Raw genomic sequence first — 12,488 nt, forward strand, 5'->3', positions numbered from 1 at the left:
AGCGGGAGGGGTGCGCCCGGCCTTCGGAAGGGCCGGTGCAGTGGACGGGGATGCCACCGCACCGGCCCGGCTTTCGTCTTGGCCACTGTCAGGGGTAGCGGTCATGCTGGCGCTCGGGCTTTCCTCCGTGCTGCATCCGCCGCATCCGGTTAGCCTCCGAGAACCGAATCGCATTACGCCGTTTCCGCTACTACCAAGGAGCATTCGGTGTCTTCTCGTCTCAATCCGTACATCAGCTATGACGGCACTGCCCGGCAGGCCATGGAGTTCTACAAGAGCGTCTTCGGTGGCAATCTGACGCTGTCCACCTTCGGAGATATGGGCGCCGCGCCGGACCCGGCCAGCGCCGACAAGATCATGCACGCCAGTTTGGAGACCGACAGCGGTTTCACGCTGATGGCCTCCGACACCCCGCCCGGGATGGAGCACAATCCCGGCAGCAACATCTCGGTCGCCCTCACCGGGGACTCCGGCGACGAGCTGCGCGGCTACTGGGCGAAGCTGTCCGAAAGCGGCACGGTGCAGGTCCCGCTGGAGAAGCAGATGTGGGGTGACGAATTCGGCATGTGCGTGGACCAGTTCGGCATTTCCTGGATGGTCAACATCAGCGGCTCGTGAGCCGCGACCGGTGATCGGGCGCGGGCGGCAACGGCGTCGCGCGCCGGATCACCGGGGTCAGCGGTCGAATCCGGTTGGTACGCGCTCGGCTTCGAAGCTCGGCGAGCGGTCGTTTCCGGTCCTGATCGGAAACGGCCGCTCACGAGCGGTCGCGGCGCCGGTAGGCGAGACCTGCTGCCACCGCTCCGGCGATCGCGCTGGCTCCGAGCATCGAATTGAGGCCGATTCGGGCGGCCTTGCGGCCCGTCCGGAAGTCGCGGACTTCCCAGCCCCGAGCCCGGGCGATGTCACGCAGCCGCTGGTCGGGATTCACCGCCACCGCCGTGCCCACCGCCGACAGCATCGGGATGTCGTTGGCCGAGTCCGAGTACGCCGTGCAGCGGCGCAGGTCCAGTCCTTCGCTGGCGGCCAGCGCCCGCACCGCGTGCGCCTTGGCCCGGCCGTGCAGCATCTCGCCGACCAGTCGACCCGTGTAGACCCCGTTGTCGCTGTCGGCGACCGTGCCCAGCGCGCCGGTCAGTCCGAGCCGCCGCGCGATGATCTGGGCCAGTTCCACGGGCGTCGCCGTCACCAACCAAACCCGCTGGCCCGCATCGAGGTGCATCTGGGCCAGCGATCGGGTGCCCGCCCAGATCCGGTCGGCCATCAGCTCGTCGTAGATCTCCTCGCTGAGCTCGACGAGCTCGGCGACCTTGCGGCCGGCCACGAACGAGAGCGCCTGCTCCCGGCTGGCCTGCATGTCCTGCGGATTCTCCCGGCCGCCGATCCGGAACTTCAGCTGCTGCCAGGCGAAGCCGGCCAGGTCGGTGGCGGTGAGGAACTTGCGGGCGGCCAGGCCGCGGGCGAAGTGGAACAGCGAGGCGCCCATCATCATCGTGTTGTCGACGTCGAAGAACGCCGCGGCGGTGAGGTCGGGCGGGGTGGCCAGCGAGGCGTCCAGGCCGGGCGCGGCGGCGACGGCGGCCTCGGCGGAGGCGCGACCGGCGACCTTCGCGCTGTCGATCGGGTCGGCTCCGGGCGCGCGCAGCCCGCTCTGGTCCGCGCCATCGGCTGAGCCTTGACGTGTCGGCACCGCCGCGCCTCCCGGGGGTCCTCCGGTGTCATCGTGCGAAGTTCCAGGTCTTGCCGACCCGGGCCGAACCGGCTCAGCAGCTTCTAGCTTAAGACCTGGCTGCAACCACGCTTGCGCACCTCCGCCGGGCTGGCCACCGGATTAGCGAAGATCATCCGGCAGTAGTTGCGCGAGCCGCCGGATCGCGCGGTGCTGCAGGGCCTTCACCGCGCCCTCGTTGCGCTGCATCGCGACCGCGGTCTCGGTCACCGACAGGCCCTGCAGGAACCGCAGCCGGATGCATTCCCGCTGGTCGGGATTCAGCTGCCGGACGCAGCGCAGCAGCTCCCGGTGGGTGGCTTCGGTGAGCACGTGCTGCTCCGGGCCGGAGTGCGCCCGGCCGATCGCCAGGTTGTCGGTGAGGTCGGAGGTGGGGATCTCCAGCCGGTACCGGCTGGACTTGATGTGGTCGAGGACGAGGTTCTTGGCGATGGTGATGAACCAGGCCGCCACGTCGCGGCCCTGGTAGGTGATCGAAGCGATCCGGCGCAGCGCCCGCAGGAAGGTCTCGTTGGTGATGTCCTCGGCGAGGCAGTGGTCGCTGACCCGGAACAGCACGTACCGGTAGACGATCTGGGCGTACTCGTCATAGAGGTGCCCGAAGGCGTCGTTGTCGCCCCGTTGCGCGGCGCTGACGTAGGCCCAGCTCTCGGTGCCGGGCCGGGGCGGCGGAGCGAGCGGGGCGACGACGCTGCGGAACGGGGCGGGGGGTGCGAGCGTCTTCGGGCTGCTCATCTCGTTGCGACCTCCTGCCGTCTGTGGCGGACCGGCGTGATGCCGGTGGGACGCACCGGCGCCGGTGTCATGTCGCGGTGTCCGGCGGGACACCCGCCTCCGACAGCCGACCGAGCGCGTCGCGTCGCTCGTTCGGGTCGCCAGGCTCGGGCCTGGTGCCGCAGGGGCGTGGGCGTTGGGGCAGCATACGTGTTGTTACTGGCAAGTAGGTAGTACCGGGCGGTGATGATCGGATCACGCAGAGTATTCGTTCGCATGGCCACACTTGAGATGCGAAGGTGATTTTGGACACTTGGCCAGCGTGATCGGTGGTGCTTTCGGAATCCGCCCGATGGGTACGTTGGAAACCGCGAAATCCGGCCCGAATTTCCCCCTGGAGCGAAGGCATGCACGAGGTGACGGTGATGACCCGCGAGGGTTGCCACGCATGTGCGGACGCGATCTCCGACGTGCGGCGGATCTGTGCCGAGCTCGGTGTGTCCTGGTCGGCCCGGGACGTCGACGCCGATGCGGAATTGCGCGCCGAGTACGGCGACCGGGTGCCGGTGATCTTGATCGATGGAGCCGAGCATGGGTACTGGAAGGTCGAGGAGGACCGCTTCCGCCGCGCGCTGGCCCGCTGACCCGTGATCTTGCCCGGCCGAGCGGTCCCCGGCGCCGTCCGCATGCGCTAGACCACGCGTTTTGGCACGTCGGGGGGCTATCGGCAATGATGTCAGGGAAGGTTTGCGCTTCCGGAGCGGTCTCGGCCCTGCGACTTTGTGCCTGCGTTCACAAATTGGTTACGGTGTATGGGTCGGGTCGCCGGATTCTCGGTGTGGATCAGCGGATCAGGTGTCGAGGCGCCGGTTGCAGTGCTCGCGGACAACGCCGAGGCCGCCGAGTGGCAGACCGGTCGGCGCTTCCTACCCGAGGAACGAAATCGGGAAGTGGGCGACGACCGTCGCGCGCGGCCGCGCCTCGCCGGGGCGCGGAGGTGTGGCAAGCCAATGCAGCAGGTAGGGCGAGGGAGATCCAGCGTGACGGCCCACGGAGCGGACGTGCAGGGCGGTGACGGGCAGGCCGAGGCCGGTTCCAAGCAGTCGGCGATCGAGGTCCCCGCGGCGCGGGAGCGCGCCAGGGCGATCCCGGAAGCCGCCGTCGCCCGGCTCGCGGTTTATCTGCGCGCCCTGTCCGGACTGGCCGACCAGAACGTGACCACGGTCTCCAGTGACGAGCTGGCCGTGGCCGCCGGGGTCAACTCCGCGAAGCTGCGCAAGGACCTGTCCTACATCGGCTCCTACGGCACCCGCGGCGTCGGTTACGAGGTGGCGGTGCTCATCGGGCAAATTGAGCGCACCCTCGGCCTGACCCGCAAGCACAGCGTCGCGGTGGTCGGCATCGGTAACCTCGGCCACGCGCTGGCCAACTACGGCGGCTTCCCGAGCCGCGGCTTTCCGGTCGCCGCGCTGTTCGACCTGGACCCGGACCTGGTCGGGGTGCCGGTCGGCGGCATTCCGGTCAGCCACATCGACGACATCGTCGAGGTGTGCGACGAGCGCGAGGTCACCATCGGCGTCATCGCCACCCCGGCGAAGGGCGCGCAGGAGGTCTGCGATGGTTTGGTCGCCGGGGGCGTTACGTGCATCCTGAACTTCGCGCCCGTCGTGCTGCAGGTCCCCGAGGACGTCGAGGTGCGCAAGGTCGACCTGGCGGTGGAGATGCAGATCCTGTCGTTTCACGTGGCCCGACGTCAGCAGGAAGCGGCGACGGAACTCCACCGCTCCAATGTGGACGGTGTGAACATCGGCCCGCCGGGCGGCGGCGGTCAGATGCCGGGTGAGGTCGAATCGGCGAACAGGATGGTGGAACGGCTGTGAACCTGCTCACCGTCGGGATTTCCCACCACAGCGCTTCGGTGCGGGTGCTGGAACGCGTGTCCATCGGTGCCGAAGACATCACCAAGATCCTCGACGAGCTGCTGGGTCGCGAGCACATCTGCGAGGCATTCGTCATCTCGACCTGCAACCGGGTCGAGGTGTACGTGGTCGCGGAGACCTTCCACGGCGGCCTGGACGACGTCACGTCGGTGCTCGCCCGGCATGCGGGCGCCGAGGTCGGCGAACTCGCCGACCACCTCTACGTCTACTACGCCGGCGCCGCGGTCGAGCACCTTTTCTCGGTGTCCGCCGGCCTGGATTCCATGGTCGTCGGCGAGGCGCAGATCCTCGGCCAGCTGCGGCAGGCATACGGCACCGCCGACGAGAACGGCACCGTCGGCAAGACCCTGCACGAGCTCGCGCAACAGGCATTGCGGGTCGGCAAGCGGGTGCACGCCGAGACCGGCATCGACGCCGAAGGCGCGTCGGTCGTCTCCGAGGCGCTCGTCGACGCGGAGATCGCGCTCGACGGCCTGGCCGGGCGCAGCGCACTGGTGATCGGCGCAGGCTCGATGGGCGGCTTGGCCGCCGCGCAGCTCAAGCGCGCCGGCATCGGCGAGGTCGTGATCGCCAACCGCACCGCGGCCAACGGTCAGCGGCTGGCCGAGTCGCTGCGTGCGGACGGCTTCGCCGCCCGCACCGTGGACCTCGCGGGTCTCAGCTCCGCGATCGCCGCGGCCGACCTGGTGGTGGCCTGCACCGGCGCGATCGGCGTGGTGGTGACCGAAGACGTGGTCGCCGCGGCGCTGACGGTCCGCGACGACCGGCCGCTACTGTGCTGCGACCTCGGCCTGCCCCGGGACATCGCGCCCGAGGTGGCCGAACTGCCCGGCGTGACCCTTGTCGACCTGGAAAGCCTGCAGCAGCGGCTGTCCGACAAGCAGGGCGGCAACGAGTCCGAGCGAGCCGCGCAGATCGTCGCCGAAGAACTGCGCAACTACCTCGCCGCACAGCGCTCGGCCGAGGTGACTCCGACCGTGACCGCGCTGCGCAAGCGCGCCGCCGAGGTCGTGGACAGCGAGCTGCTGCGGCTCGACTCGCGGCTGCCCGAACTGGGCGGCGACGTGCGCGACGAATTGGCGCGCACGGTCCGTCGCGTGGTGGACAAGCTCCTGCACACTCCGACGGTCCGGGTCAAGCAACTTGCGTCGGTGCCGGGCGGAGCCGGATACGCCGACGCGCTTCGAGAGCTCTTCGAACTCGATCCGCAGACGGCCGCAGTGCTCGGTACGCCGCAGGCCGAAGACGGCCTGGCCGGCGGGGCGAACGTGGCGCACACGCAGCGCGCCAAGTCCGCCGGGCGGGCGGACCTGCGCGGTCGAGTGGAACAGGACGGTGAGGACCGTTGAACAAGACCCTCCGCATCGGTACCCGCGCTAGCGCCCTGGCAATGGCACAGAGCTCGCGGGTGGCCGAAGAGCTGGAGAAGGCCGGCTGTCAGACCCAGCTGGTCACCGTGTCGACCCCCGGCGACCGCTCGATGGCGCCGATCGCCGAGATCGGCGTCGGCGTGTTCACCTCCGCGCTGCGCGAAGCGCTCGCCGTCGGGGAAGTCGACGTCGCGGTGCACTCTTACAAAGACCTGCCGACCGAACCGGACCCCCGGTTGTCGCTGGCCGCCGTCCCGGTCCGAGAGGACCCGCGGGACGCGCTGGTGGCACGGGACGGTCTGACGCTCGGCGAATTGCCCCCGGGGTCCGTTCTGGGCACCGGTTCGCCGCGCCGCGCCAGCCAGCTCCGAGCCTTGGGCCTCGGGCTGGAGGTGCGCAGCATCCGCGGCAATGTGGACACCCGAATGCGCAAGGTGACCGACGGTGAGCTGGACGCCGTCGTGCTTGCCCGAGCCGGGCTGGCCCGGGTGGGCCGCCTTGAGGTGATCACGGAAACGCTCGATCCACTGCAGATGCTGCCCGCGCCCGCCCAGGGCGCGCTGGCAGTGGAATGCCGCGTCGATGACGTGGACACCGAGCACCTGCTGCAGTCCGTTTTGGACGATCAGGCTAGCCGCGCCGCCGTGGCCGCGGAGCGCGCCATGCTGGCCGCGCTCGAAGCGGGCTGTAGCGCGCCGGTCGGCGCGCTGGCCGAAGTGGTGGATGACCTCGACGAGGACGGGCGCGTGGCGCTGCGGCTGTCCGTGCGCGGGGTGGTGGCGACCGACGACGATCAGTTGGTGCGCGCCTCCATCACTGGTGAGACGACCGCCGCCGAGCGGCTGGGCCGGGAGTTGGCCGCCCAGTTGCTCGAAGCCAGGGCCGCATTGCTCAGCGGACCCGGCAGTAGTTGATGGGGAGTGCCCTGATGACCCGAGCACGTAAGACCCCCGGACGGATTGCTTTCGTGGGCTCCGGTCCCGGTGACGCGGGACTGCTCACCGTTCGGGGCCGGAATGTGATCACCCGCGCCACGTTGCTGGTGACCGACCCGGACGTACCCGCCGACATCGTCGCCCAGGCCGCCGACGGCGCCGAGGTTCGCCCCGCCGTGGGCGACCCGGCGGACGTGGCCAAGGACCTGGCGAACGAGGCCGCGACCGGCCGCACCGTGGTGCGGTTGGTCGCCGGTGACCCGCTGACCGCCGACGCCGTGGTCCGCGAGGTGCAGGAGGTCGCCAAGACCGGTGCCGCGTTCGACATCATCCCCGGCGTCGCCGGCGGCAGCGCGGTTCCGGCCTATGCCGGTATCGCGCTCGGCGCCGTGCACACCGAGGTGGACGTCCGCGGCGACGTGGACTGGGCTTCGCTGGCCGCGGTGCCCGGTGCGCTGGTGCTGCACACCACCGGCAGCCACCTCGCCGAGGCCGCGTCGCGACTGGTCGAGCACGGCAGGTCGGCGACGACCCCGGTCGCGGTGACCGCTTCCGGTACCACGGTCCAGCAACGCACCATCGACACGACGCTGGCCTCGCTCGCCGCCGACGCCGGTGAGCTGCAGGGCCACCTGGTGGTGACCATCGGCGACATCGTGTCCGAGCGCAGCAAGCTGTCCTGGTGGGAGTCCCGCGCGCTGTACGGCTGGAAAGTCCTGGTGCCGCGCACCAAGGAGCAGGCCGGTGTGATGAGCGACCGGCTTTGGTCGCACGGCGCCGTCTCGCACGAGGTGCCGACGATCTCGGTCGAGCCGCCGCGCAGCCCCGCGCAGATGGAGCGCGCGGTCAAGGGCCTGGTCGACGGCCGCTACCAGTGGGTGGTGTTCACCTCGGCCAACGCGGTGCGTGCGGTCTGGGAGAAGTTCGCCGAGTTCGGGCTGGATGCGCGCGCGTTCTCCGGCGTCAAGATTGCCTGCGTCGGCGAGGCCACCGCGGCCAAGGTCCGTTCCTTCGGCATCATGCCGGAGCTGCTGCCCTCCGGCGACCAGTCCAGCGAGGGCCTGCTGCAGGAGTTCCCGCCGCACGACGACATCCTCGACCCGGTCGACCGCGTGCTGCTGCCGCGGGCGGACATCGCCACCGAGACGCTGTCGGCCGGGCTGCGCGAGCGGGGCTGGGAGGTCGACGATGTCACCGCCTACCGCACGGTGCGCGCCGCGCCGCCGCCCGCCGAGACCCGCGAGATGATCAAGACGGGCGGGTTCGACGCGGTGTGCTTCACCTCGTCGTCCACGGTCCGCAACCTGGTCGGCATCGCGGGCAAGCCGCACGCCCGAACCCTGGTGGCCTGCATCGGCCCGAACACCGCGGAGACCGCCAAGGAGTTCGGTCTGCGGGTGGACGTGCAGCCGGAGGTCCCGCGGGTGGAGGATCTGGTGGACGCGCTCGCCGAGCACGCCGCGAGGCTGCGCGCTGAGGGCGCGCTTCCGCCGCCGCGCAAGGCCAAGCGCGCACGGCGCAGCTGATTTCCCGTTGTCTGAGGGGCATCCTTTACCAAAAAGGGTGCCCCTCACTCGTCAAGCGACCTCGGCTGGGCCCCTCGCGCACGGCTCGTTGTTGCAGCAAGAGCGATTAGCGCCGCGCATTGACGCTTCCGGGATGCCAAGGACCCCACCGGGTCGGCGTTGATCTCCGATGGCCGGCTGTTCGGGTTTCCTCGACGGCTTCGGAGCCGGCGGTTCCCGGGCTGAACCCTCGGCCGCCCGGTACGGCCGGGTGGTTACGCTCGTGGTGTCACCCCGCCGAGCCAGCTTGGGGAGCCGCTTTCATGTATCCCTCGCACCGTCCGCGTCGACTTCGCCGCAACCCCGCCATGCGCCGCCTGGTGTCCGAAACCTCCGTGGAGCCCCGGCACCTGGTGCTGCCGATGTTCGTCCGCGAGGGCGCGACCGAACCGGCGCCGATCCCGTCGATGCCGGGCGTGGTGCAGCACAGCCGGGATTCGCTGCGCAAGGCCGCGGTCGACGCGGTCAGCGCCGGGGTCGGCGGCCTGATGCTGTTCGGCGTGCCCACGAAGCACGACGCGACGGGCTCGGGTGCCGTTGACCCGGAGGGCGTGCTCAACGTCGCGCTGCGCGACCTGTCCGCCGAGGTCGGCGACGACACCGTGTTGATGGCCGACCTGTGCCTGGACGAGTTCACCGACCACGGGCACTGCGGTGTGCTGGACGATGACGGCGCGGTGGATAACGACCGCACGCTCCAGATCTACGGCGAGATGGCCGTGGTGCAGGCCCACTCCGGGGCGCACGTGGTGGCCCCCAGCGGCATGATGGACGGCCAGGTCGGCGTGATCCGCGAGTCGCTGGACGCGACCGGATTCGGCGACACCTCGATCCTGGCCTACTCGGCGAAGTACGCCTCTGCCTTCTACGGGCCGTTCCGCGAAGCGGTGGATTCGCAGCTGTCGGGCGACCGCAAGACCTACCAGCAGGACCCGGCCAACGGCCGGGAGGCGCTGCGCGAAGTCGACCTGGACCTCGCCGAGGGCGCGGACATGGTGATGGTCAAGCCCGCGATGTCCTATTTGGACGTGCTGCGGGACGTCGCCGGCGTGGCCGACGTGCCGGTGGCCGCCTACCAGGTCTCCGGCGAGTACTCGATGATCGAGGCCGCGGCCGCCAACGGCTGGCTGGACCGGCAGCGCACCGTGCTGGAAACGCTGACCTCGATCCGGCGGGCCGGCGCCGATGTCGTGCTGACGTACTGGGCGGTCGAGGCCGCGCAGTGGCTGAAGGGCGCGCAAGCATGACGGACCCGGGGCAACGGGTGGACGCGTTCGATCGAGCGGTGCCGGAACCGGATCCGTCGCCGCCCCAGTCGCTGCTGGTGGCGCGGTGGCTGTGGATCGGGTCGGTGCTGGTCGGCGTCGTGCAGGCGTTCATCCAGCTCGTCGACCGGGCGAGGCTGATCGCCGAACTCCGCCAGCTGGATCCGAACCTGACCCAGCAAGACCTGGAGGCCGCGGCCAACAGCGGGATCATGTTCACCTTCCTGCTCAAGGCGGCGATCCTGATGGTCTACGTGCTGCTGGCCAAGCGGATGCTGGAAGGCCGCAACTGGGCCCGCGTCGTGCTCACCGTCTTCGGCGGCTTCGGGGTTTTCAACGCGCTGGCCACGGTGCTCGTCGTGGCGGTGGTCGGCGGGGCATTGATCCGCGAGCTCAGCGGCGTCGCGATCACGGGCGCCGACGTCGTGTTCTCGGTGGTCGTCATGCTCATCGAGATCGCCGCGATCGTGTTCATGTACCGCCCGGAATCGAACCGCTTCTTCCAGGCGGCGCGGAACCGGCGGCGGGGCGATAACCCACCGGGTCCGATCGGTAACGGTTGGTCATAATACCTGGACAGCGGCCGTCACGGTTTCTAGCCTGGGGCACGTGACGCCGCCGCAGGAACCCGAGCCCGATCCCTACGCCGCCTCGCCGGTGCCCAAGCACGAGCTGGCCGGTCCTTGGCGGCCGAGCACGATCACCTACGCCTTCTGGACCGGTATCGTCAGCGTGGTGGTGGGTTTCGCGATGCTGGCGGCGGCCTTCCTGCTGGTGTCCGAAGCCGAGCTGCGGCTGGTGCTGGAAGGGGCTTCGGCCCAAGGCCAGCCGCTCACGCTGGATCAGGCGCGCAGCGTCTACTTCGCGGTGCTGGCATTGGTGTCCGCGATCGTGGCCGTTATCGCGGCGTTGTGGATCATGTTCCTGTTCTTCATGCGCCGGGGGCGCAACTGGGCGCGGATCGTGATCACCGTGGTGGGGGCGGTGTGGATCCTGCTCACCCTCCCGTCGGTGATCGGCGGTTCCGCGGGCGGCATCGCAACCGCGCTGCTTGCGGTGTTGCAGGTGCTGACGGTGGCGGCGACTATCGTTTTCGCTTACCTCGCGCCGTCAAACCAGTACTTCCAAATCACGCGGCGCCGGTGAACGCGGGCCTTTCCGGTGCACGATGCCGGCGATGTCGGCATGTCGAGCTGATCGGTTGTCCTTCGGTCGCGGGCGCCCAAGAACCCTTGGCGGCAGGGCCCAAATCTGCCGCACTTGGTGCTTGGGACGGTGCTGCGGAAGCGCGCTGGTGAACGACCGGTGTTCCTGAAGCGATCCCAACGGCTACTTCACGGCCGTGGCGGGGAAGTGAGTTTTCGCAACCAGGTGGACAGCGGGTCTGCCCTGTTCATACTGTTTGCCGCGTGACTTCGCCACAAAATCCTTGGCACCAGGGCGGGTACCCGCAGGGCGGAACCCCCTCCGGCGGCTTTCCGCAGCAGTACTCGCAGGGCGGCTATCCGCAGTATCCGCAGTCGAACCCGTTCGCGGCGCCGCCGGTTTCGTCGCACGAGCTGGGCGAGCTCCGGCGGCCGATCACCGTCGAGATCGCCTTCTGGATCGCGGTCGTCGTGCCGTTGGTCGCGACGGTGTTGTCCGTGGTGAGCTATCTGTTGCTGCAGGGTTTCGTGAACGACTCCCTCGCCGGCGCGGCCACCGGTGAGGCGAAAATCGACGCGCAAATCTCGTCCATCGCCAACGGGGTCCTGCTTTTCATCTTCATCTTTCTCACGATTGTTTACCTGATCCTGACTACGCTGTGGATCCTGTTCGGCTTCAAGATGCGGGCCGGACGGAATTGGGCGCGGGTCACGCTCACGGTCTTCGCCGCTGTCTGGATGCTCGCGGGCGTCATCGGTCTGATCCAGGGCGGCAGCACGACGATGTCCGGCGGCCTGGAAGACGTGCAGCTGCCCGGCTCGTACTTCGCGTTGTCCTACGGCCAGCTCGGCTTGGGTCTGGTGGGGATGATCGCGTTCACCACGCTGGTCTATCTCAAGCCGTCGAACTGGTACTTCCAGGCGGCGAACCGGGTCTGATGAACCCGCCGCGACCGCTGCGCCGCGCCATCATCCTGTGGTGGGTGGTAGCGCTCGTCCTCGCATGGCAGACGGCGCTGATGTGGGTCGGGCGCGCCGAACTGGCACAGCGGCTGATCGAACAGCACCAGGCCACACCGGCGGACGCGGCCGGTCGCGCGCAGCAACTGCTGCTGGTCAACACCGGGTTCGCCGTGCTGCTGGCGGCGGCCTACCTGGTGTTGGGGGCGCTGCTTTTCAAGCGGCGCCCCTGGGCCCGGATCGTGCTGTCGGCGTTCGCGGTGGTGCACCTGTTCATGTTGTTGGGCACCGGGGCGGTGTTCAGCGTGAACGTGATCCTGCTGATCCTGGGAGCGGCTGCGACGGTGCTCATGTGGTGGCGCTCAAGCACGGACTGGTTGACGGGTGAGCATGACTGAACCGGTGTTGTATTCGGAGCGCGGCAGCAGTTGGTGGCCGGTGCTGTGGGGTCCGGCGTTCGCGCTGCTCGGGCTCGCTGTCGAAGCGTTGACGCCCGGCTCGGTGAACACAGCGATGTGGCTGTTGACCGGCGGAGTGCTCGCGGCTGCCACCTCGGTCTGGGTTCACGGCCGCCGCCGACTGGTCTCGGTGCGGCTGACGCCGGCGGAACTGGTGCAGGGCCGGGAAGAACTCGACATCAGCCGCATCGCAGCGGTGACCGATGTGGGAGCGCCGGTGGGGGCACGGGTGCTGGGCGGAAGCTGGACGGTCCCGAAGGGAACGGGCGAGGTGCCGTTGCGCCTCGAACCCGACGAAGTCGTCCTGGCGTGGGCGAAGAACCCCGAGGCTCTGTCGGCGGCGCTGGCCCGCCTAGTGGAGAAGTAGCCGACTTCGGAGCCGCTTTCGGATTACGAACACACGATCG

At 69.4% G+C, this 12,488-nt stretch carries 14 protein-coding genes; 12 read left to right on the forward strand and 2 right to left on the reverse strand.

Annotated elements, in window-relative coordinates; genetic code table 11:
• Positions 1-207: 207 nt before the first annotated feature.
• A complete protein-coding gene (locus tag BJ970_RS10695) occupies positions 208-618 on the forward strand; it encodes a VOC family protein (RefSeq protein WP_184726116.1) in 411 nt (136 codons plus the stop codon).
• Positions 619-757: 139 nt separating this feature from the next.
• Here the strand turns inward: BJ970_RS10695 and BJ970_RS10700 are convergent, their stop codons facing one another.
• Positions 758-1,645, reverse strand: a complete 888-nt coding sequence (locus BJ970_RS10700) for an HAD family hydrolase (RefSeq protein ID WP_221467772.1) — start codon at positions 1,643-1,645, stop codon at positions 758-760.
• Between the two features lie 186 nt (positions 1,646-1,831).
• Entirely contained in the window at positions 1,832-2,464 is a 633-nt protein-coding gene (locus BJ970_RS10705; RefSeq protein WP_184726118.1) for a sigma-70 family RNA polymerase sigma factor, read from the reverse strand.
• Between the two features lie 386 nt (positions 2,465-2,850).
• Here BJ970_RS10705 and BJ970_RS10710 point away from each other — a divergent pair, with 386 nt between their 5' ends.
• The 11 genes from BJ970_RS10710 to mce1N all read left to right on the forward strand — a co-directional run bounded on the left by BJ970_RS10710 (position 2,851) and on the right by mce1N (position 12,448).
• A complete protein-coding gene (locus BJ970_RS10710) occupies positions 2,851-3,087 on the forward strand; it encodes a glutaredoxin family protein (protein ID WP_184726119.1) in 237 nt (78 codons plus the stop codon).
• Between the two features lie 396 nt (positions 3,088-3,483).
• Positions 3,484-4,323, forward strand: coding sequence for a redox-sensing transcriptional repressor Rex (locus tag BJ970_RS10715; RefSeq protein ID WP_184726120.1), 840 nt, complete (start codon positions 3,484-3,486; stop codon positions 4,321-4,323).
• Positions 4,320-5,732, forward strand: coding sequence for a glutamyl-tRNA reductase (locus BJ970_RS10720; protein ID WP_184726121.1), 1,413 nt, complete (start codon positions 4,320-4,322; stop codon positions 5,730-5,732). Before BJ970_RS10715 ends, BJ970_RS10720 begins: the two co-directional genes overlap by 4 nt.
• A complete protein-coding gene (hemC, locus tag BJ970_RS10725) occupies positions 5,729-6,667 on the forward strand; it encodes a hydroxymethylbilane synthase (RefSeq protein WP_184726122.1) in 939 nt (312 codons plus the stop codon). Before BJ970_RS10720 ends, hemC begins: the two co-directional genes overlap by 4 nt.
• Positions 6,668-6,681: 14 nt before the next feature.
• A complete protein-coding gene (locus BJ970_RS10730) occupies positions 6,682-8,214 on the forward strand; it encodes a bifunctional uroporphyrinogen-III C-methyltransferase/uroporphyrinogen-III synthase (protein WP_184726123.1) in 1,533 nt (510 codons plus the stop codon).
• Between the two features lie 302 nt (positions 8,215-8,516).
• Positions 8,517-9,500 carry a porphobilinogen synthase gene (gene hemB, locus BJ970_RS10735; RefSeq protein WP_184726124.1) on the forward strand — a complete coding sequence of 328 codons (984 nt, stop codon included), beginning with the start codon at positions 8,517-8,519 and terminating at the stop codon, positions 9,498-9,500.
• Entirely contained in the window at positions 9,497-10,087 is a 591-nt protein-coding gene (locus BJ970_RS10740; protein ID WP_184726125.1) for a hypothetical protein, read from the forward strand. The genes hemB and BJ970_RS10740 overlap by 4 nt, the downstream gene beginning before the upstream one ends.
• A 40-nt stretch (positions 10,088-10,127) precedes the next feature.
• Positions 10,128-10,664 (forward strand): hypothetical protein, encoded by a 537-nt coding sequence (locus tag BJ970_RS10745; RefSeq protein WP_184726126.1) that lies wholly within the window; start codon positions 10,128-10,130, stop codon positions 10,662-10,664.
• A gap of 263 nt (positions 10,665-10,927) precedes the next feature.
• On the forward strand, positions 10,928-11,602 hold the full coding sequence (locus BJ970_RS10750; RefSeq protein WP_312864200.1) for a hypothetical protein: 675 nt from the start codon (positions 10,928-10,930) through the stop codon (positions 11,600-11,602).
• Positions 11,602-12,021 carry a hypothetical protein gene (locus BJ970_RS10755; RefSeq protein ID WP_184726127.1) on the forward strand — a complete coding sequence of 140 codons (420 nt, stop codon included), beginning with the start codon at positions 11,602-11,604 and terminating at the stop codon, positions 12,019-12,021. The genes BJ970_RS10750 and BJ970_RS10755 overlap by 1 nt, the downstream gene beginning before the upstream one ends.
• Positions 12,014-12,448 carry a transport-regulating membrane protein Mce1N gene (gene mce1N / locus BJ970_RS10760; protein ID WP_184726128.1) on the forward strand — a complete coding sequence of 145 codons (435 nt, stop codon included), beginning with the start codon at positions 12,014-12,016 and terminating at the stop codon, positions 12,446-12,448. The genes BJ970_RS10755 and mce1N overlap by 8 nt, the downstream gene beginning before the upstream one ends.
• Positions 12,449-12,488 lie beyond the last annotated feature (40 nt).

The sequence above is a fragment of the Saccharopolyspora phatthalungensis genome (assembly GCF_014203395.1).
GTDB classification, from domain to species: domain Bacteria; phylum Actinomycetota; class Actinomycetes; order Mycobacteriales; family Pseudonocardiaceae; genus Saccharopolyspora; species Saccharopolyspora phatthalungensis.